22 protein-coding genes are annotated in these 18,328 nt (G+C 70.2%); 5 read left to right on the forward strand and 17 right to left on the reverse strand.

Going from position 1 to position 18,328, the window contains the following annotated elements; all coding sequences use genetic code 11:
- Positions 1 to 10: 10 nt before the first annotated feature.
- A complete protein-coding gene (locus ACNF49_RS51880) occupies positions 11 to 658 on the reverse strand; it encodes a hypothetical protein (RefSeq protein WP_482942260.1) in 648 nt (215 codons plus the stop codon).
- A gap of 488 nt (positions 659 to 1,146) precedes the next feature.
- Here ACNF49_RS51880 and ACNF49_RS51885 point away from each other — a divergent pair, with 488 nt between their 5' ends.
- Complete coding sequence (locus tag ACNF49_RS51885) at positions 1,147 to 1,383, forward strand: hypothetical protein (RefSeq protein ID WP_357970129.1); 237 nt, start codon at positions 1,147 to 1,149, stop codon at positions 1,381 to 1,383.
- 230 nt (positions 1,384 to 1,613) lie between these two features.
- A complete protein-coding gene (locus ACNF49_RS51890) occupies positions 1,614 to 2,072 on the forward strand; it encodes a hypothetical protein (protein ID WP_482942261.1) in 459 nt (152 codons plus the stop codon).
- Between the two features lie 282 nt (positions 2,073 to 2,354).
- On the opposite strand, the gene ACNF49_RS51895 is transcribed toward ACNF49_RS51890, so the two are convergent.
- Together ACNF49_RS51895 and ACNF49_RS51900 are read right to left on the reverse strand one after the other, a co-directional pair.
- Positions 2,355 to 2,981 (reverse strand): DUF4240 domain-containing protein, encoded by a 627-nt coding sequence (locus ACNF49_RS51895; RefSeq protein WP_482942262.1) that lies wholly within the window; start codon positions 2,979 to 2,981, stop codon positions 2,355 to 2,357.
- A 71-nt stretch (positions 2,982 to 3,052) separates the two neighbouring features.
- Entirely contained in the window at positions 3,053 to 3,709 is a 657-nt protein-coding gene (locus tag ACNF49_RS51900; protein WP_357970665.1) for a DNA alkylation repair protein, read from the reverse strand.
- A 105-nt stretch (positions 3,710 to 3,814) separates the two neighbouring features.
- Between ACNF49_RS51900 and ACNF49_RS51905 the strand changes: the two genes are divergently transcribed.
- A complete protein-coding gene (locus tag ACNF49_RS51905; RefSeq protein WP_482942263.1) occupies positions 3,815 to 4,474 on the forward strand; it encodes an ankyrin repeat domain-containing protein in 660 nt (219 codons plus the stop codon).
- A 141-nt stretch (positions 4,475 to 4,615) separates the two neighbouring features.
- Here the strand turns inward: ACNF49_RS51905 and ACNF49_RS51910 are convergent, their stop codons facing one another.
- Positions 4,616 to 5,779: an acyl-CoA dehydrogenase family protein gene (locus ACNF49_RS51910; RefSeq protein ID WP_482942264.1), complete on the reverse strand. Its 1,164-nt coding sequence runs from the start codon at positions 5,777 to 5,779 to the stop codon at positions 4,616 to 4,618.
- Between the two features lie 123 nt (positions 5,780 to 5,902).
- Here ACNF49_RS51910 and ACNF49_RS51915 point away from each other — a divergent pair, with 123 nt between their 5' ends.
- Positions 5,903 to 7,216, forward strand: coding sequence for a UDP-glucose dehydrogenase family protein (locus ACNF49_RS51915; protein ID WP_357970070.1), 1,314 nt, complete (start codon positions 5,903 to 5,905; stop codon positions 7,214 to 7,216).
- A gap of 125 nt (positions 7,217 to 7,341) precedes the next feature.
- Here the strand turns inward: ACNF49_RS51915 and purE are convergent, their stop codons facing one another.
- The 3 genes from purE to ACNF49_RS51930 are packed head-to-tail and all read right to left on the reverse strand — an operon-like array spanning position 7,342 to position 9,803.
- Positions 7,342 to 7,818 carry a 5-(carboxyamino)imidazole ribonucleotide mutase gene (purE, locus tag ACNF49_RS51920; protein WP_357702729.1) on the reverse strand — a complete coding sequence of 159 codons (477 nt, stop codon included), beginning with the start codon at positions 7,816 to 7,818 and terminating at the stop codon, positions 7,342 to 7,344.
- Positions 7,819 to 7,838: 20 nt separating this feature from the next.
- Entirely contained in the window at positions 7,839 to 8,987 is a 1,149-nt protein-coding gene (locus ACNF49_RS51925) for a 5-(carboxyamino)imidazole ribonucleotide synthase (protein ID WP_482942265.1), read from the reverse strand.
- A gap of 42 nt (positions 8,988 to 9,029) precedes the next feature.
- On the reverse strand, positions 9,030 to 9,803 hold the full coding sequence (locus tag ACNF49_RS51930; protein ID WP_482942266.1) for a hypothetical protein: 774 nt from the start codon (positions 9,801 to 9,803) through the stop codon (positions 9,030 to 9,032).
- Positions 9,804 to 10,030: 227 nt separating this feature from the next.
- Here ACNF49_RS51930 and ACNF49_RS51935 point away from each other — a divergent pair, with 227 nt between their 5' ends.
- Positions 10,031 to 10,507 carry a GtrA family protein gene (locus tag ACNF49_RS51935; RefSeq protein ID WP_357970062.1) on the forward strand — a complete coding sequence of 159 codons (477 nt, stop codon included), beginning with the start codon at positions 10,031 to 10,033 and terminating at the stop codon, positions 10,505 to 10,507.
- Here ACNF49_RS51935 and ACNF49_RS51940 read toward each other — a convergent pair.
- The 10 genes from ACNF49_RS51940 to ACNF49_RS51985 form a co-directional block, all read right to left on the reverse strand.
- The gene (locus tag ACNF49_RS51940) at positions 10,491 to 11,768 is read right to left on the reverse strand and encodes an ATP-binding protein (protein ID WP_352361812.1); all 1,278 of its coding nucleotides are present in this window, start codon (positions 11,766 to 11,768) and stop codon (positions 10,491 to 10,493) included. The genes ACNF49_RS51935 and ACNF49_RS51940 overlap by 17 nt on opposite strands.
- Before the next feature lie 4 nt (positions 11,769 to 11,772).
- Positions 11,773 to 12,441 carry a response regulator transcription factor gene (locus ACNF49_RS51945; RefSeq protein ID WP_043620820.1) on the reverse strand — a complete coding sequence of 223 codons (669 nt, stop codon included), beginning with the start codon at positions 12,439 to 12,441 and terminating at the stop codon, positions 11,773 to 11,775.
- Between the two features lie 267 nt (positions 12,442 to 12,708).
- Positions 12,709 to 13,248, reverse strand: coding sequence for a hypothetical protein (locus ACNF49_RS51950; protein ID WP_357970059.1), 540 nt, complete (start codon positions 13,246 to 13,248; stop codon positions 12,709 to 12,711).
- 149 nt (positions 13,249 to 13,397) lie between these two features.
- Entirely contained in the window at positions 13,398 to 13,883 is a 486-nt protein-coding gene (gene bfr, locus ACNF49_RS51955) for a bacterioferritin (protein ID WP_357970057.1), read from the reverse strand.
- A gap of 25 nt (positions 13,884 to 13,908) precedes the next feature.
- Positions 13,909 to 14,085 carry a (2Fe-2S)-binding protein gene (locus ACNF49_RS51960; RefSeq protein WP_125632481.1) on the reverse strand — a complete coding sequence of 59 codons (177 nt, stop codon included), beginning with the start codon at positions 14,083 to 14,085 and terminating at the stop codon, positions 13,909 to 13,911.
- A 121-nt stretch (positions 14,086 to 14,206) separates the two neighbouring features.
- A complete protein-coding gene (locus ACNF49_RS51965; protein WP_482942267.1) occupies positions 14,207 to 14,827 on the reverse strand; it encodes an MBL fold metallo-hydrolase in 621 nt (206 codons plus the stop codon).
- Positions 14,827 to 15,912 carry an S-(hydroxymethyl)mycothiol dehydrogenase gene (locus ACNF49_RS51970; protein WP_357970053.1) on the reverse strand — a complete coding sequence of 362 codons (1,086 nt, stop codon included), beginning with the start codon at positions 15,910 to 15,912 and terminating at the stop codon, positions 14,827 to 14,829. Before ACNF49_RS51970 ends, ACNF49_RS51965 begins: the two co-directional genes overlap by 1 nt.
- A gap of 15 nt (positions 15,913 to 15,927) precedes the next feature.
- The gene (locus ACNF49_RS51975) at positions 15,928 to 16,908 is read right to left on the reverse strand and encodes an adenylate/guanylate cyclase domain-containing protein (protein ID WP_482942268.1); all 981 of its coding nucleotides are present in this window, start codon (positions 16,906 to 16,908) and stop codon (positions 15,928 to 15,930) included.
- A 21-nt stretch (positions 16,909 to 16,929) separates the two neighbouring features.
- The gene (locus tag ACNF49_RS51980) at positions 16,930 to 17,448 is read right to left on the reverse strand and encodes a PH domain-containing protein (RefSeq protein ID WP_357970051.1); all 519 of its coding nucleotides are present in this window, start codon (positions 17,446 to 17,448) and stop codon (positions 16,930 to 16,932) included.
- A 45-nt stretch (positions 17,449 to 17,493) separates the two neighbouring features.
- Positions 17,494 to 18,315 carry a biotin--[acetyl-CoA-carboxylase] ligase gene (locus ACNF49_RS51985; protein WP_482942269.1) on the reverse strand — a complete coding sequence of 274 codons (822 nt, stop codon included), beginning with the start codon at positions 18,313 to 18,315 and terminating at the stop codon, positions 17,494 to 17,496.
- Positions 18,316 to 18,328: the final 13 nt, after the last annotated feature.

Genomic DNA, 18,328 nt, shown 5'->3' on the forward strand with positions numbered 1-18,328 from the left:
CTCGGAGGCGTCAGCCGACCTCCGCCTCCTGCCGCGCCTCCACCGTCCGCACGGACGTCTCCGCCTGCCGCACGGCCTTCCAGAAGTACGTCGAGCTGGGCTTGCCCGCCTCGGCGTACTTCTCGGCCAGCGCCCTGGCCATCACCACCAGCCGGCGTCCGCGGAGCTGGAAACCCGCCGCCTCCGGTACCGCGCCGAGTGCCCGGTGGTTCCAGTACGTGGCCAGCCGCCGCCAGTGCTCGGCCTCCTTCCCACCCGCGCCGCACGCCTCGCAGGCCAGCAGGACGGCCAGCTCGTGGGCGGCCCTGGCGTCGCCCCTCTCCGCCGACCGCAGCCGGAACATGCCCAGACGTCCCCAATGCAGCGGAACCCGCAGCTCCATGGGCGAGGGCCGCCAGGACGACTGCTCACCGGGCGCGGGCTCCAGGACGTCCCCGCCGGTCAGGGCGGCGGGCGGCGACCCGTTCCGGCGTCGCGCGGCCTCCCCCGCCTCGGCCTTGGCGGCCTGCCACAGGGCGCTGAACTCGGCGGTCAGCTCCTCCACGGACTCGATGGGCATGCCGGACTTCACCGCGATCACCTGGCACACCTCGACGATGGTCCGCATCAGCATGAAATCCGGCACTTTCTGCGACCTGCCGTTCAGCAGGTCGGACACGGTCGACTTCGGCAACGGCCGGCGCCATCTGTTTCGTTCGGGGTCTTCGGCCAAAAGGGCGAGCGCGACTTTTTCGATCCGTTTCAGCGAGGGGTTTCCGCATTCGATTTCACGCAATCTGTTCAGACGTGTCACGAGCACAGCAAGGTGATCTTCGCCCTGATCGACATCTTTCATGAGCCGCCCCGGTTCGGACACCGTTGTCCGGTTTAAGAGTGGAAGTGGCATTTCGAGAAGACGGGCAGGCGCCACCTTCTCGTTGCGTTGAGATAAGCAGCCATAGTGCCATAAGTCGGTCTTGTCAGGGTGCCAGGCGCATCACACACATCCGCCCCTTCACCCCTTCTCGGCCGAATCCATCCGATGTCGTCCGAATACGTCCGAGGCAAGCGCGATCATGGCCGGAACGATCAATTGTGCGGACGTGCCCCCGAGCCCCGCTGGTACTCCTACGTCAACGAACAAGCCCGTACGGCAAGGGGACACGAATGAGCAAGGCAACCCTCATCTGGTCGGCGGTCAGCGGCGCCCTGCTCGCGCTGCTCGTCGGTGTCGTCGCCGGCCTGCTCGCCACAGGGAACGGCAGCACGGTCGCCGGCGCCATCATGGCGGGCGCGACGGCCTCCGGCGGCTTCGCGGCGCTCTGGATCACCGGCACCTCGGCCGTGCACACCTGGCTGAACTCCCAGAAGCCGGAAGGCCCTTCGGAGGACACCAGCGGCTGACCCCGCCCCGCATCCCCGGCACGTCCCGCAACCACACACCCCGGCATCCCGGCACGTCCCGCAACCGCACACCCCCGCACCCGCATGGACGGCGAACACACCGAGGACCGGTCGGAGACCCCGCACCGGTCCACACCTCCCCCGGACCGCACCTGCCCGCAGACGGCGGCGGGCTACGCTGGCGACCGTCCCGCACGCACTTGCCGCGAAGGCAGCACCCGGAGGCGCCCATGACGATGCCCAGGAAGGGCTCGCGGCTCATCACGGTCGACGGCACCGCCTTCCGCTGGCGGGTCAGCCACAGACCCGCCTTCGGCGACGGCAGCACCGCGGCCCCGCTCACCTTCGTCGTCGAACGCGACGAGGCCCCCGGCCGCGTCCTGCTCGTGTCACTCCCCTGCGCCCGGCCGGACAACTGGCGGGGAGCCCGGACGATCGCGATCCGCCCGCCGCTCGTCGCCGCATGCGTCCGCCGCGCACTCGAACAGGGCTGGGCCCCCGCGCGACCGGGCCCCCGGTTCACCCTCGCCGTCACCGAGGACGAACTGACCGCACTCCTGGGCGGCCCGCCCGCCTACCTGATCCCCTTCCTCTGGGGCATGATCCCGGAAGGCGGCACCATCAGGGACCTCCCCCGCGCCCGGCAGATCTGGAGCCGCGAAAGCGCCGGCACCGACCGCACGTCGTAACACGGCTCCCTCCGGCGGCGAATCCCGTTGCCCGTCCTCGCCGTCGGCGGGCACGGCCGAAACAACTGCGCAGCCGAGATGCCCGACGACTGGCCGGGATGGCCGGCGGCGTCCCGATCAAGACGGCGGACGGCGTCGAGCCGGGCCCTGCGACTTTCCGTCAAACCCGGCAACGCCCCGGCCATCGCGCTTTACACGCGTCACGTTTTCCGGCACTCCGAAGAACTCTCCGCCCTGGACCCGCGCGGATCCCGGGTGATGGACGAAACTCCTTCCCGCCCTTCACAACCCTCGATGACGAGCTGTGCGCGGCAACCTCCGCACGAATTCCCGCGGGTCGTCGAAATCCCATTGCTCGCCGTCCGGGACGCTCCCGAGCGCCGGAATCAAAGGGAAGCCGCTGAAAACACCGCGCTCATGAACGGCCTCGTACAACGCCCCCGAACCTGAGCCGGTGATCCTCTCGTAGGCTTCATGCGCGACGTAGGCCAGCAGCTCGAATTCCGGCCACTCCTCCTCAAGACGACGCTGCATGTCCCGCGAGCGAACCCCCTTCGAGCTGTAATACGCCCTCTTGAGATCCAGGTGACGTAACACCTGAGGCAGTTCGATGAGCAGGTCGGGGCAGTCGGCGACTTTCTCGAACGATTCTCGCCCGAGGCTGATGAGCCAGCTCACGAAGTATTCGAAACCGTCCAGCGATCCACTGCCGAACACGAACCAATGGGCGGCGTACAGATCCATGGTGCAACCGCGCGCCTGAACGCCCGTCCACTGGCACTGATAGTCGATCAGCTCCTCCGGAGAACGGCCGGAAAGCTCCTCCAGCATCCACGCGAGCCGCGCGTCCTTCGTCCCGGCCGCACGACCGGACCGCTCGATGAGTTCCCAGAAGCCGTCGATGTCCATGGCGAACCATGCTGACACCCGCGCGACCTGAGCCTTCAAATCGCCCTGAAAACGGACACCGGGCCCATCGTCTAAGGAGCCGCCGCCCCGCCCTGCTCCCGGCGTACCATCTCCGCGATCCACACCGGCGCGAACGGCGACGTGCACCCCGGGGACGTCGGATAGTCCTTGAGCACCTCCAGGCGCTCACCGATGTCGATCGCACGGGCGCGGTGCTCGGCGTGCTCGATCCCGATGTGCGCCAGGCAGTTGTTCATCTCCCACTGCAGGCGATCGGGGGCGTCCTTCATCCCGGCCTCGATGACGTCGAGCAGCCCCACCAGGTCGAGCCCCTCCGGCCTCTTCGCCACACGCTCGACGGTCAACGCCCACCCGGCGCTCGCGACCAGCGGATCCTGATCGGCGGACCAGGCCACCCGCAGCTCTTCGGCGTACGGACTCTTCTTCACCACGTAGTTCACGAGCCAGTCGCGCACCTTGGGCGTACGCGCCTGACGCACCATCGTGTCCAACTCGTCCCGCTCGAACGCCTTCGGACGGCAGACCAGCGTCGCCAGCAACCTCGCCGCGGTGTCACCCGTCTCCCAGAGGCCGCGCGCGAGTTCCTGCTGCGTCTTCAGCCGCTTGGCCAGGGCACGCAGCTTGCCGAGGTTCACGCCGTGATCGTCGCCGTGTCTCTCGTTCACCTCGCGCGCCTTGGGATCCTCAAGCGCGGCCAGCTCGGCCATCACCTCGGTCAACGTCACCCCGGCCACCTCCTCAGAAGCAGCTCCAGCCTAGACGCGTCGTGACGTAGCTTGGTGTTTCTCCGTGACCGAGCGGACAGGGGCTGCATGGACCAGGACAAGGCTTCGACATGGGACGGCGTCACTCTGCGGTCGACCTACAAGGACCGGCTGGTCGAAGGACGCGACGAACTGGCCGACGCCGCACGTGACGGCGCCTGGTCCACAGTCTTCGAGCTGCTCGAGGAACATCCCGACTGGGTCAACGTCGGCAGAGTCGGCGGCACCAGCGGATACACCCCACTCCACCAGGCCGCCTGGCACGGCGCCGACGCCGACGTCGTTCACCGGCTGACCGCCCGCGGCGCCTGGCGCACGCTCCGCACGGCTCAAGGAGAACGGGCGATCGACATCGCCACCCGCCAGGGCCACCCCCACCTCCTGACGCCGCTCACCCCGGTCATCCACCACCGCCTGCCGGCCGAAACCCTGAGGCTGATCCAGCGCCACTTCCACGCACTGATCCACGAACGCGCCGACGACCTGGTCACCGAACACCGGCTACGCCTCCCCGAACTGGAACCACTCACCGAGCAACGACACCCGGGCTGCTGGTTCCCCGTCCCCGGCATGTACGGCGGCTTCAGCTACCGACTGGAGCAAGGCAGCCTGACCGTGGAAAGCTGGTGCCGCGTCGTCGGAGGATCGGGCCAACGCCACATCATCGACGAACACGGCCCACACCTCGTCGCCGAAGGCTTCGTCTGACCGAAAAACCCCAGAATCCAGGATCGCCACAGCTCGCGGCGCGGCCGTCAGGCACCGGAACAGTGATCGTCAGGCTCACGACCACAGAACAGCGAACCCCGCCCCAGTCGAACGGCGGGCGGGGTTCTCGCACGTCAGGGGCTACTTGAGGAGCTGGCGGGCCATCACCATGCGCTGGATCTGGTTGGTGCCCTCGTAGATCTGGGTGATCTTGGCGTCGCGCATCATGCGTTCCACCGGGAAGTCCTTCGTGTACCCGTACCCGCCCAGGAGTTGCACCGCATCGGTGGTGATCTCCATGGCGGCGTCCGAGGCGGCGCACTTGGCGGCGCTCGACAGGAACGTCAGGTCCTTCTGCGGCCGGCCGTGCATCGCCAGCTCGCTCTTGGCGGCGGCGCGGTACGTCAGCTGCCTGGCGGCCTCCAGCTTCATCGCCATGTCGGCGATCATGAACTGCAGGCCCTGGAAGTCGCCGATCGGGCGGCCGAACTGCTTGCGCTCCTTTACGTAGCCGACCGCGTAGTCGAGGGCGCCCTGGGCGATGCCCAGCGCCCGGGCGGCGATGGTGACGCGGGTGTGGTCGAGGGTGGCGAGGGCGGTCTTGAAGCCGGTGCCGGGCTCGCCGATCATGCGGGACGCCGGGATGCGCACGTTCTCCAGGATCACCTGGCGGGTCGGCGAGGCCTTGATGCCGAGCTTCTTCTCCTTGGGCCCGAAGGAGACCCCTTCGTCGGACTTCTCCACCACGAAGGCGGAGATGCCCCGGGCGCCGGCGGACGGGTCCGTCACGGCCATCAGCGTGTAGTACTCGGAGACGCCGGCGTTGGTGATCCACATCTTGGTGCCGTTGAGCACGTAGTGGTCGCCGTCGAGGACCGCGCGGGTCTTCATGGCGGCGGCGTCGGAGCCCGCCTCCGGCTCGGACAGCGCGTACGAGAACATGGCCTCGCCCCGCGCCACCGGCGCCAGGTAACGCTGCTTGAGCTCCTCGGACGCCGAGAGCAGGAGCGGCACGGTGCCCAGCTTGTTCACGGCCGGGATGAGCGAGGACGACGCGCAGGCCCGCGCGACCTCCTCGATGACGATCACCGCGGCCAGCGCGTCCGCCCCGGCGCCCCCGTACTCCTCGGGAACGTGCACGGCGTGCAGGTCGGCGGCGACGAGGGCCTTGTAGACGTCCCAGGGGAACTCTTCGGACTCGTCGGCGGCCGCGGCCTGCGGCGCAATCTTCTCGTCGGCCAGGGCGCGGACCGTCTCCCTGAGCATGTCGTGCTCTTCGGCGGGCGCATAGAGAGGGAAGCTCATGCATAGATACTAGGACGTCCGAGCACTTTGTTACCAGCTAGTACGGTTTGCGAACAGACGCAGGTGGCACGAAGGAGGTAGCGAAGGCCGGTAGCATGCCTGGCGATCGAAAGGAGCTCGCTCGTGCCATATCGCCTCACGGTGATCGGGACCGGATACCTGGGCATCACGCATGCGGCCTGCATGGCGGATCTCGGATTCGAAGTCCTTGGCCTCGACATTGACGCGGACAAGATCCGCCGCCTGAACAACGGTGAGCTCCCCATCCACGAGCCCGGGCTGGAACCCGTGCTCCGCCGTGGGCTCGACTCCGGACGCCTTCGCTTCACCAGCTCCTACGAAGAGGTCGCCGCCTTCGGTGACGTGCACTTCGTCTGCGTCGGCACACCGCAGAAGAAGGGCGAGTACGCCGCGGACGTGTCGTACATGGACAGCGCCATCGAGTCGCTCGCACCGCTTCTCGACCGCGAGTGCCTGGTCGTCGGCAAGTCCACTGTGCCGGTCGGCACCGCCGAGCGCATGGCCGACAAGCTCGCCCGCCTGTCGCCGGCGGGCGTCGGCGTCGAGCTGGCGTGGAACCCCGAGTTCCTGCGCGAGGGCTTCGCGGTGGAGGACACCCTCCACCCCGACCGCATCGTGCTCGGCGTGCGCTCGGAGCGGGCCGAGAAGGTGCTGCGCGACGTGTACGCGCCGCTCGGGGAGGTCCCGTTCGTGGTGACCGACTTCGCGACGTCGGAGCTGGTCAAGACGGCGGCCAACGCCTTCCTCGCCACCAAGATCTCCTTCATCAACGCCATGGCCGAGGTCTGCGAGGCCGCGCACGCCGACGTCAAGCAGCTGTCCGAGGCGCTCTCGTACGACGACCGCATCGGCGGGCGCTTCCTCAACGCCGGGCTCGGCTTCGGCGGCGGCTGCCTGCCCAAGGACATCAGGGCCTTCATGGCACGGGCCGGCGAGCTGGGGGCCGACCAGGCGCTGACGTTCCTGCGCGAGGTCGACGCGATCAACATGCGCCGCCGCGCCCGCATGGTCGACCTGGCCAGGGAGCTGGCGGGCGGCTCGTTCCACGGGTGCACGGTCGGCGTGCTGGGCGCGGCCTTCAAGCCGAACTCGGACGACATTCGCGACTCCCCCGCCCTGGACGTCGCCGTGACGATCGGCCACCAGGGCGGACAGGTCACCGTCTACGACCCGATCGCGCTCGACAACGCTCGTAAGGCTCACCCGGAGCTGAACTACGGCGAGTCGGCCGTCGAGGCGGTCCGCGGGGCGCACGTGGTGCTGCTGCTGACGGAGTGGAAAGAGTTCCTGGAGCTCGATCCGGAGGAGCTGGGCGCGGTGGTCGCGACCCGGCGCATCGTCGACGGCCGCAACGCGCTCAACTCCGAGGTGTGGCGCTCGGCCGGCTGGCACTACCGGGCACTCGGCCGCCCGTAACGCCACCGCGGCACCTCTCCGAGCGCCCGGGTCCCCTCACCACAAGGAACCGGGCGCTCAGGAAAGAGCCGACCAGGCGCCCGGGAAGGACACCCCTGCCCCCTGGACGGCCCTGAGTTGCCTGCTCAGAGCTCCGCGGCCTCCGCGCGCAGCTTCTCCCCCTTGGCGTACGCCTGCTCCTTGAGACGCCCCTGGAACTCCTCCATGCGCTCGCGCAGCCCGGCGTCGGAGGCCCCGAGGATGCGGACGGCCAGCAGCCCCGCGTTGCGCGCGCCCCCGACCGCCACCGTGGCCACCGGCACCCCGGCCGGCATCTGGACGATCGACAGCAGGGAGTCCATCCCGTCGAGGTACTTCAGCGGCACCGGCACCCCGATCACCGGCAGCGGCGTCACCGAGGCGAGCATGCCGGGCAGGTGCGCCGCCCCGCCGGCCCCCGCGATGATCACCCGGATGCCGCGGGAGGCCGCCTGCCGGCCGTACTCGATCATCTCGACCGGCATGCGGTGGGCCGAGACGACGTCGGCCTCGAACGGCACCCCGAACTCCGCCACGGCCTCGGCCGCGGCCTTCATCACGGGCCAGTCGGAGTCCGACCCCATGACGATCCCGATTCGCTCTGTCACGTGTACTCCCCGGTCATGAGGTAGACGGCGGCGTGGCGGGCGCGGGCGCGCACCTTGTCGAGGTCGGTGCCCAGGGCCGTGACGTGGCCGATCTTGCGGCCCGGACGCACTTCCTTGCCGTAGAAGTGCAGCTTGATGCCGGGATCGTGGGCCAGCACGTGCTCGTAGCGCTTGAACAGGTCGGGGTCGTCGCCGCCCAGCAGGTTGGCCATGACGACGACGGGGGCGGTCATCGCGGGCGAGCCGAGCGGCAGGTCGAGCACGGCCCGCAGGTGCTGCTCGAACTGGGACGTGGTGGAGCCCTCGATCGTCCAGTGGCCGCTGTTGTGGGGGCGCATGGCCAGCTCGTTCACCACGAGGCCGTCCGCGGTCTGGAACAGCTCCACCGCCAGCAGCCCGGTCACGCCCAGCTCGTGGGCGATCTTCAGGCCGATGCGCTGGGCGACGGCGGCCTCCTCGGGGTCCATGCCGGGGGCGGGGGCGAGCACCTCGACGCAGATGCCGTCCTGCTGCACGGTCTCCACGACCGGGTAGCTGACGCCCTGCCCGTGGGGCGAGCGGGCCACCAGCACCGCGAGCTCCCGCTCGAACGGCACGAACGCCTCGGCCATCAGCTCGACGCCGGTGGCGAACGCCTCGGCCACGTCGTCGGGGGCGCGGCAGACCCACACGCCGCGCCCGTCGTAGCCGCCGCGCACCGACTTCAGCACGACCGGCCAGCCGTACTCGGCGGCGAAGGCCGCGACGTCATCCGCCGAGGCGACCCGGGCCCAGGCGGGGCAGGGCACGCCGATCGCGGTCAGCCGTTCGCGCATGACCGCCTTGTCCTGGGCGTGCACGAGCGCGTCGGCGCCCGGGTGCACGGCGTGGCCGTCGGCGATCAGGGCCTTGATGTGCTCGGTCGGCACGTGCTCGTGGTCGAACGTGATCGCGTCGCAGCCCTGGGCGAACGCCCGCAGGTCGGCCAGGTCGCGGTAGTCTCCGACCTGGGTGTCGACGATCACTCGTGCGGCGCTCTCCCCGGGGGCGGCGGCCAGCACCCGCAGCTCGACCCCGAGCGCGATGGCCGGCGGCTGCGTCATCCGGGCGAGCTGACCGGCGCCGACGATGCCGACGACCGGCCCGATGGGACTGTAGGAACTCACGTGAGGTGAGCTTACCGGGACGGAACGACTACCTCGCCGTTGTCAACCGGCACGTGCCCGGCGCAGCCCGAGTGTCCTGATCCGGTTGCCCGCGCCGACGAGGCTGGCCATCACCACCAGATCCGTGCGCCCTCCCTCGTACGTGAGCCGCAGGGCGTCGAACACCAGGACGGACCCGGCGGCCACCGGGATCGCGAGGGTACGCGTGCCGAACAGCTCGACGTCGGCGCTGTTCGCGGTGACGTCCTTGAGCAGCCCGCGCAGCGGATCCCCCGCCGGGAAGCGCACGCCCGCCACCCCGGCCGGGTCGGTGAGGTACGTCAGGTGCCGCTGCGGCACCAGCCGGGCCTGCCTGACCAGCGCCGACGGCGCCTCGGCGGCCTCCCGCCCCGGCTCGCCGGGCACAGGGACCGGGCCAGCGCCCAGCCGCCAGCGGCCGTCCTCCAGGAAGAACAGGTAGTACGCGGGCGAGGGCTCGCGGGCCAGCGCGGCGAACCAGTCGCCAGCGTCGGGCAGCACGTAGACGGGGTCGGCGGGACGGGCTGGACGGCCGTTCCGGGTCGCCTCGCAGGCACGGCCGTCCAGCGTCCGCTCCGCCCACGTGGTCAGCTCCCGTACGGCGGCGCAGTCCCGCCGCTGCCAGGCCCCGTCGAGCTGCCGCAGCAGCGAGAACGCCTGCTCGGCGGTCGCCGGGTCGACCCGTGGCGCGGCTGCCGGGGCAGGCGTGCGGTCCTCCTGGAGCACCGGGGCGCCGCCGGTCGCGCCACAGCCCGCGGTGAGCAGGGCCAGGGCCAACGCGAGCAGTCGAAGCGGCACAGGTGGCTCCCGGGAGGGCGGCCGTCTGGAGCGGCAGGTCCGACATCGCGGGCGGGCCCGCGATCTGAACGGCAGCGTAATGCCGATCTTTCGGAAATGCCGCTCATAAGGCGATATTTTTAGAAGTCGTCTTTGCGGGGTATGTTCGGCCCCCTGACACCGGTCGTACGACATCGCCGGTACGCTGAGGTGGTCAGTCTCGACTAGGGAAAGGACCGAGCGCGGACGTGGAGTTTGCCAAGCGCCTCTACCAGCGGTTCGAGTCCCTGGTTCACGAACTGGCCAAATTCGGGAGCATCGGGGCCGTCGCCTTTCTGCTCGACACGGGTGTCTACAACCTCTTCCTGCTCGGCTTCGAGTGGGGCCCCCTCACCTCCAAGGTGCTCGCCACCACGATCTCGGCGACCTTCGCGTACCTGGGCAACCGCTTCTGGACCTTCCGCCACCGCGAGCAGAGCGGCCTCGGCCGCGAATACTTCCTGTTCTTCCTGCTCAACGGCGTCGCCCTGCTGTTCGGCCTGCTGGTGATCGGCTTCACCAAGTACACCCTCCACCTGCACGACGGCCTGAGCCTGAACATCGCCAACTTCGCCGGCGTCGGCCTCGGCACGCTGTTCCGCTACTGGTCGTACAAGAAGTGGGTGTTCCTGGAGGCCACCGAGCCGATCCCGGTCGAGCTGCCCGAGGTCAGGCAGGACCGCTGACCACGCGGTTCCTGCTGTCCTCCTCGGCCGGGCGCAGGAAGATGGCGAACGTCGCCGGCCGGCGGCGCACCAGCTCCAGCCGTCCGCCGTCGGCGGCGGCCAGCGCGCGGGCGAGGGTGAGCCCGAGGCCGGTGCCTCCGCCGCCGCTGACGTTCCGTTCGAAGATCTTGGGTGCGATCTCGTCGGCGATGCCGGGGCCCTCGTCGGCGACCTCGATCACGATGTAGTTGTCGCCGCAGGTGCTGGTGACGGTGACCGTGCCGCCGCCGTGGCGCAGGGAGTTCTCCAGCAGCGAGGCGATGACCTGGCCGAAGCCGCCGGTGGTGGCCATCGCCTTCAGGCCGCGGGTGCCGTCGAGGTGCAACGTGCGGCCCGCCTCGCGGAAGACCGGCTCCCACTCGGTGATCTGCTGGATGAGCACCTCGTCGATGGCGACGGGCTCGGCCTGGGCGTGGCGCTGGCGACGGGCCGCCGCGAGCAGCTCGTCGATCACCGCGGTCAGGCGCTCGGCCTGCACGATGGCCGCCTCGCCCTCCTCGCGGACGACCTCCGGCTCGTTCGAGGCGGCGACGATCTCCTCCAGGCGCATGGTCAGGCCGGTCAGGGGCGTGCGGAGCTGATGGGAGGCGTCGGTGGCGAACTCGCGTTCGCGGGTGAGCAGGTCGGAGATACGGGTGGCGCTGCGGTCGAGTACCTGGGCCACGCGGTCCAGCTCGGGGATGCCGTAGCGGTGCTTGCTCGGCCGCGCGTCGCCCGACCCCAGCCGCTCGGCGATCTTCGCCAGGTCCTGCAGGGGCAGCGTCAGTCTGCGTGACTGTACGACGGCCAGGCTGACGGCCACCGCGAGCGCCGCGACGGCCAGCGCCACGATCAGCAGCAGTCTGGCCCGGACGTCGCGCTCGACCTGATCCCGATCACGACTTATCCGGACGTAGACACCGGTGTTGGTCTGCGCGTCCTCCGTCATCAGGTGACCCGACGCCGGCGCGGTGCCGACGACGGTCACCCGCAGAGGGGTTCCGCGTTCCCAGATCTGGATGTACCTGCCCGGGTACTTCTGCTCCAGTTGCTGCGGGTCGAGCGGGGTCTCCTGGACCCGGGCGTACTCGACCTCGCCCACGAGACGCTTGGCTTCCGCCCCGAGCTCCTGAGCCGCCTCGTCGACGATCAGGCGGCTGACCACGACGCCCAGGGGGACCCCCAGCAACAGGACCGCGATGACCGCGACGACCAGTGTGGAGGAGAGCAGTCGACGGCGCATGCGCCTACTCGCGTTCGAACCGGAAGCCGACTCCCCGGACGGTCGTGATGTATCGGGGCTTGGCGGCGTCGTCGCCGAGTTTGCGGCGCAGCCAGGAGATGTGCATGTCGAGGGTCTTGGTCGAACCCCACCAGTTGGTGTCCCACACCTCGCGCATGATCTGCTCCCGGGTGACGACCTTGCCGGCGTCGCGGACCAGGACCCGCAGCAGGTCGAACTCCTTGGTCGTCAGGTGCAGCTCCTTCTCCCCCATCCAGGCGCGGCGGGAGTCGGCGTCGATGCGGACCCCCTGCACGACCGGGGTCTCGGAGGTGCCGCGCCGCAGCAGCGCGCGCACCCGGGCGAGCAGTTCGGCCAGCCGGAACGGCTTGGTCACGTAGTCGTCGGCGCCGGCGTCGAGGCCGACGACGGTGTCCACCTCGTCGACGCGGGCCGTGAGTATGAGAACCGGGGTGCCGTGCCCCTCGGCACGGATCCGGCGGGCGACCTCCAGACCGTCCATCTCTGGCAGCCCGAGGTCGAGAACGATGAGGTCGATGCCGCCCGACAGGGCCCTCTCCAGGGCCTGCGGGCCGTCGGGGCTCACCTCTACCTGATAGCCCTCGCGGCGTAGCGCACGCGCGAGTGGCTCGGAGATCGAGGTGTCATCCTCGGCGAGAAGTACGCAGGTCATGAAGCGATCGTAGGACCTTAGGCGATCGTTTCCCGGGCACAGCGCGCGGTTTGACTTGTCGTTGACCTATCCATTGACCTGGGCAAACGAAGCTAAATAAGGGTTAGTCGTGATTAAATTACCGCGATTATCGAGGGGAAAACACAAAGCGCTCCAGGCGTTCCCATCACACCACGTACGCCCGCATCCGCGGGACGCGTGGCGCCGGGCGTGGCGCCCGGAGCGTGATACCCCGATCCGGGCGCCGGAATGCCTGGAACGTGCCGTTCAGAGCCAGCTCGACCGGACGGAATCGGCCGGGCCGCCGGCGGGGGCGGTGCCGAGCTCGCCGGCGCGTACCCGGTCGAGCAGGCGGCGGACCGTGTCGACGATCTCGGGGGCGGTCTCCCGCAGGCCGGCCGCGTCGTCCGCGCCGACCTCGGCGGGATCGACGCCCGACTGCCGCAGCACGCCGTCGAGGTCGGCCAGCCGCTCCCCCAGCCATTTCAGCGGCTCGGCCGACAGCTCCTCGTCGAACACCCGCCGGTCGGGCTCCCAGCCGCTGGAGCCCGGGTGGTGGTGCGTACGGTCGAAGCTGCCCGGCGTGCCGTCGACCGACTCCAGCAGGTCGACCCGCCAGATGAGCTGATCGACGACGATGGGACGGGCCGAGTAGATCGACCCCTTGAGCTCGCCCGGCGCGAGCCTGCGGATCTCCAGGCGCACGCCGTGCTCGGCGCCCTCCTGGTGCTCTCCCGGGGCGGGGTCGACGAAGTACAGGTCGCCGACGGCCACGCCGATGCGCTCGAAGCCGAAGAGATAGAGCATGCAGACCACTCCCTCACAGGTGTCCTGGGCTCGCCTCCCCCAGTATCCGTCAGGCCGCCACGAGCGGCCCGGGAGCGGCCCGGGAGCGGCGGGAAAGACGACGGCCCCGCTGCCCGTGCGGGCGGCGGGGCCGGAGAGAACGGGGGGCTCTAGTCGTCGACGGAGTGGGGCTCGGCGTAGCGGGCGAGGTAGAGCTGCTCGCCCAGGCTGCGCATCAGGCCCAGCTCGGTCTCCAGGTAGTCGATGTGCTCCTCCTCGTCCTCGAGGATGTCCTCGAAGATGCGGGCGGAGGTGATGTCGCCCTTCTCCCTCATCAGCTGGATCGCCGGGCGCAGCCGTTCGACCACTGCCAGCTCGACCTCGAGGTCGGCCTTGAGCTGCTCCTCGACGGTCTGGCCGATGTGCAGCGTGCCGAGGCGCTGGTAGTTGGGCAGCCCTTCGAGGAACAGGATGCGGTCGGTCAGCCGTTCGGCGTGGCGCATCTCCTCGAAGGACTCGTCGCGCGTGTGCTTGGCCAGCTTGGTGTATCCCCAGTTCTCCTGCATCTTCGCGTGCAGGAAGTACTGGTTGATCGCCGTGAGCTCGGCGGTCAGCTGTTCGTTGAGGAGTTCGATGATCTGCTTGTCGCCCTGCATGAACGGGCCCCTCGTCGCGGTGCGGCTATGCGGTCGTCAGTTCTTCAGACTGCTTCAGGATCGCACAGATCTTCCGTACACAACGGGCACAGTCCCCACCAGCCCCAGTGGTGTCGCGAATCTGTTTCGCGCTCTTCGCCCCGGAGGCGATGCAGTCGTGGACCTCGTTCTCGGTCACAGCACGACAAATGCATACATACATCCGGGGACAGGCCTCTCAAGCGAGCATGAAGGGGACGCCTTTAGGTTAGGCACACCTAAGATAGCTCACTTCGGTAAGGCTTGCCTATGTTAGAGGCGTCACAATCACCTGACCCCGCAGGTCAGTGACCCCTCGCCCGCCACTCCTCCAGGTGCGGCGCCTCCGCCCCGATGGACGTGGAGTCGCCGTGGCCCGTGTGCACGACCGTCTCGGGCGGCAGGGACAGCAGCCGCCCGGCGATCGACTCGATGATCGTGTCGAACGACGAGTACGACCGCCCGGTCGCCCCCGGCCCGCCCTTGAACAGCGTGTCGCCGCTGAACAGCACGCCCGCGTCGGGAGCGTGCAGGCAGACCGCGCCCGGCGAGTGGCCCGGCGTGTGCAGCACCTCCAGGGCCACGCCGCCCACCGAGATCTTCTCGCCGTCGGCCAGCGGCGTGTACGCCACCTCCGGCCCGTACACCTGCTCCCAGAGCACCTGGTCGGCCGGGTGCAGCCGGATCGGCGCGCCGGTCAGCTCGGCCAGCCGGGCGGCGGCGTTGACGTGGTCGTTGTGGGCGTGGGTGCACACGATGGCCTTGACCCGGCGGCCGCCGGCCCGCGCGGCGATGGCGTCGGCGTCGTGCGCGGCGTCGATGATCACGACCTCGCGCGCGTCGCCGACCAGCCAGATGTTGTTGTCGACCGCCCAGGTGCCGCCGTCGAGCGAGAACGTGCCGGAGGTGATGACGCGGTCGATCATCAGAGGACCACCACCGAGCGCAGCACCTCGCCGCGGTGCATCTTCGCGAACGCCTCCTCGACCTGGTCGAGCCCGATCGTCTCGGTGACGAACCGGTCGAGCGGCAGCCGGTTCTGCAGGAACAGGTCGATCAGCATCGGGAAGTCCCGCGAGGGCAGGCAGTCGCCGTACCAGGACGACTTCAGCGCGCCGCCGCGGCCGAACACGTCGAGCAGCGGCAGCTCCAGCCGCATCTCCGGCGTCGGCACGCCCACCAGGACCACCGTGCCGGCCAGGTCGCGGGCGTGGAACGCCTGCTCGTACGTCTCCGGCCGGCCGACCGCGTCGATCACCACGTCCGCGCCGAACCCGCCGGTCAGGTCGCGGATCGCCTCGACCGGGTCGTTCTCCCGCGAGTTGACCGTGTGCGTCGCGCCGAACCCGCGGGCCCACTCCAGCTTGCGGTCGTCGACGTCGACGGCGATGATCCGGGACGCCCCGGCCAGCGACGCCCCCAGGACCGCCGCGTCGCCGACCCCGCCGCAGCCGATCACGGCCACGCTGTCGCCGCGCGTCACGCCGCCGGTGTTGATCGCCGCGCCGATGCCGGCCATCACGCCGCAGCCCAGCAGGCCCGCGACCTGGGCCGGCGCCTCGGCCGACACCTTGGTGCACTGGCCGGCCGCCACCAGCGTCTTCTCCAGGAACGCGCCGATGCCGAGCGCGGGCGACAGCTCGGTGCCGTCCTTGAGCGTCATCTTCTGGGTGGCGTTGTGGGTGGCGAAGCAGTACCACGGCCGGCCGCGCAGGCAGGCGCGGCACTGGCCGCACACCGCGCGCCAGTTGAGGATCACGAAGTCGCCGGGCGCCAGCCCGGTCACGCCCTCGCCGACGGCCTCGACCGTGCCCGCCGCCTCGTGGCCCAGCAGGAAGGGGAAGTCGTCGTTGATCCCGCCCTCGCGATAGTGCAGGTCGGTGTGGCAGACCCCGCAGGCCTGCACGTTCACCACCGCCTCGCCCGGCCCGGGGTCGGGGACGACCACCGTCTCCAGCGAAACTTCCTGGCCCTTACCGCGGGCGATCACGCCCTGCACTTCGTACGGCATGGCAGCCATCTTGTGTCAGGAGGATGATCTCCGCAAGACATAGGGCTGGACCACGCCGAGCCCTCTTGCCGGCCGCCTCCTGATCTTGTGGACCTCGATCCCGTCCGGCGCTCCGGCCAGGCCCTCGGCCAGCTCGGAGTCGACCAGGATCGTGCCCGGCCTGGCGATGGCCGTGAGCCGGGCGGCCAGGTTGACGGTGGTGCCGAACACGTCGCCCATCATGGGCACGACCGGCCCGTACGCCATGCCTATGCGCAGCTCCAGGCTGTCGGCGAGGTCGAGGGCGATGGCCGCGGCCTGGGCCGGGGCGGGCGCGGTGAACAGCACCTCGTCGCCGAGCGTCTTGACCAGCCGCGCGCCGTGCGCGGCCACCACGTCGGCGGCGCGCGACTCGAAGCCCTCGACCAGCGAGGCCAGCGCCCGCTCGTCCAGCTCGCGCGAGCGGCGGGTGAAGGAGACCAGGTCGGCGAAGCCGACGGCGATCGACACGCGGGCCGGCCCCCGCTCGTCCTGGTCGTCGGCGACGGCCAGCAGGCGGGTGCCGGCGGCGGCGAGCTGGGCCCGCCAGACGTGCACCAGCAGGTGCTCGAAGTCGGGCAGGAGGGCCTTGGCCGTGTCGAGGACGCCGCTCAGGTCGGCGTCGGTGCGTGAGTCCGGGACCATCGTGCCGATCACGATCTCGGCCTGCCACTGCGCCAGCCTGGCGGTGGTCTGGCCGAGCGCGCGGGCCATGCGGATGACGGTCTGCTCGTCGAGCAGGCCGCCGTCGAGCAGGCTGCGCACCCGGCGCAGCGCGGCCACGTCGGCGTCGCTGAACGCCACGGCGTCGTCGGGGAACTGGGCGAAGCCGAGCGCCCGCCAGATGCGCTGGGCGAGCTCCTGCGACACCCCGGCCCCGGCCGCGACCTGCGCGCGGGTGTGGCGGGCCGGCATGCCGACGAGCGTGCGCTCGATCTGCTCGGCGGTCGGCCTGCCGGGTGGTTGGGTGGCGTTCACGATCAGCAGGCTACGCCAACCTCAGTGGCCGTCGATCTCTCCGTCGGACGCGTCCTCGACCAGCTTGAACAGGTCCATGCGGACGTCCTGGATGCGCGGGATGTCGCGCAGGACGATCTGACCCCGCTCGCCCGCGGACTCGACGGTCAGCGTGCCGCAGCCGAGCATGCGCTCCATGAACGTCTGGTCGGAGCTGACGGTGTTGACCTTGGCCATCGGGATCTCGTCGGTGGACTTGTTGAGCACGCCCATGCTGATCGTGAACCGGTGGGTCGTCAGGACGTAACCGGTGTTCTTCCACTGCAGGTAGGGCACGAACGAGAAGATCGTCAGCAGGATCACGGCGATGACGACGACGGCGATCCTGCCGTAGGAGGTGACGCTCTCCCCCCAGGTGGTGGGGAAGAAGTAGAGGGCCGCACCCGCTGCCGCGGCGATGAGGATCAGCGCGAAGAACGGGCCGACAAGGCGCTTCCAGTGGGGATGGAAGGATCGGACGCGCTGCTCACCCTGCGTCAGATGGTGGTCGGGAAGGGTCATGCCGCACATGCTGCCACCAACCCGCCCGAGCGGCTACGCCCCGGCTCAACGGGCGGCCCGCACGTGCACGACGTCTCCGGCGCCCAGCGTGTAGCGCTCGCCGCCGGACTCCACCTGGAGGTGGCCGGACCCGTCGATGCCGGTCGCTCGCCCGGTCAGCACCTGCTCGCCCGGCAGCTCCACCCGGACGTCGCGGCCGACCGTGGCGCTGGCGCCGAGGTAGGCGGCGCGCAGCCCGGCGGCCTCGGCGTCGCCGCCCGCCGCCTCCCACTCGCGGTAGTGGCTCTCGACCTCGCGCAGCACGGCCCGCAGCAGCGGGTCGCGGTCGACGCAGGCGGCCTCCTCGATGGCCAGGGACGTGGCCGTCTCGACCGGTGCCTCCTCCGCGCGCAGGGAGACGTTGAGCCCCATGCCGATGACGACGGCGTCGTCGACCCGCTCGGCCAGCACCCCGGCCAGCTTGCGCTCGCCCACCAGCAGGTCGTTGGGCCACTTGAGGCGCACGTCGACCTCGGCCAGCCGGCGCACGGCCGAGGCGGCGGCCACGCCGTAGAGCAGCGGCAGCCACCCCTGGGTCGGAACCGGCGTCGTGGGCCTGAGCAGGACGGAGAACGTCAGCCCCGACCGCGGCGGCGCCGACCAGGCGCGGTCGAGCCGGCCACGGCCGGCGACCTGCGACTCGGCCACCAGCACCCGCCCCTGCTCGGCCCCGGCCTGGGCGGCCGGGGCGAGGTCGGCGTTGGTCGAGCCGGTGGTCTCGACGACGGTGACGCCCGTCCACAGGGCGCCCGGACGTACGAGCGCGCGGTTGAGCGCGGCCTCCGAGAGCGGCGGACGGTCGAGGTCGGAGTAGCGCGAGGAGGCCATCCCCCTATCTTGG

The sequence above is a fragment of the Actinomadura sp. ATCC 39365 genome (assembly GCF_054392275.1).

Excerpts from the sequence above, each read along its gene's own strand:
- ACNF49_RS51885 (WP_357970129.1), top strand. The coding sequence starts at position 1,147 with ATGAGCAAGGCAACCCTCATCTGGTCGGCGGTCAGCGGCGCCCTGCTC.
- ACNF49_RS51890 (WP_482942261.1), top strand. The coding sequence starts at position 1,614 with ATGACGATGCCCAGGAAGGGCTCGCGGCTCATCACGGTCGACGGCACC.
- ACNF49_RS51895 (WP_482942262.1), bottom strand. The coding sequence starts at position 2,981 with ATGGACATCGACGGCTTCTGGGAACTCATCGAGCGGTCCGGTCGTGCG.
- ACNF49_RS51900 (WP_357970665.1), bottom strand. The coding sequence starts at position 3,709 with ATGGCCGAGCTGGCCGCGCTTGAGGATCCCAAGGCGCGCGAGGTGAAC.
- ACNF49_RS51905 (WP_482942263.1), top strand. The coding sequence starts at position 3,815 with ATGGACCAGGACAAGGCTTCGACATGGGACGGCGTCACTCTGCGGTCG.
- ACNF49_RS51910 (WP_482942264.1), bottom strand. The coding sequence starts at position 5,779 with ATGAGCTTCCCTCTCTATGCGCCCGCCGAAGAGCACGACATGCTCAGG.
- purE (WP_357702729.1), bottom strand. The coding sequence starts at position 7,818 with ATGGGGTCGGACTCCGACTGGCCCGTGATGAAGGCCGCGGCCGAGGCC.
- ACNF49_RS51940 (WP_352361812.1), bottom strand. The coding sequence starts at position 11,768 with ATGCGCCGTCGACTGCTCTCCTCCACACTGGTCGTCGCGGTCATCGCG.
- ACNF49_RS51945 (WP_043620820.1), bottom strand. The coding sequence starts at position 12,441 with ATGACCTGCGTACTTCTCGCCGAGGATGACACCTCGATCTCCGAGCCA.
- ACNF49_RS51950 (WP_357970059.1), bottom strand. The coding sequence starts at position 13,248 with ATGCTCTATCTCTTCGGCTTCGAGCGCATCGGCGTGGCCGTCGGCGAC.
- bfr (WP_357970057.1), bottom strand. The coding sequence starts at position 13,883 with ATGCAGGGCGACAAGCAGATCATCGAACTCCTCAACGAACAGCTGACC.
- ACNF49_RS51960 (WP_125632481.1), bottom strand. The coding sequence starts at position 14,085 with ATGTATGTATGCATTTGTCGTGCTGTGACCGAGAACGAGGTCCACGAC.
- ACNF49_RS51965 (WP_482942267.1), bottom strand. The coding sequence starts at position 14,827 with ATGATCGACCGCGTCATCACCTCCGGCACGTTCTCGCTCGACGGCGGC.
- ACNF49_RS51970 (WP_357970053.1), bottom strand. The coding sequence starts at position 15,912 with ATGCCGTACGAAGTGCAGGGCGTGATCGCCCGCGGTAAGGGCCAGGAA.
- ACNF49_RS51980 (WP_357970051.1), bottom strand. The coding sequence starts at position 17,448 with ATGACCCTTCCCGACCACCATCTGACGCAGGGTGAGCAGCGCGTCCGA.
- ACNF49_RS51985 (WP_482942269.1), bottom strand. The coding sequence starts at position 18,315 with ATGGCCTCCTCGCGCTACTCCGACCTCGACCGTCCGCCGCTCTCGGAG.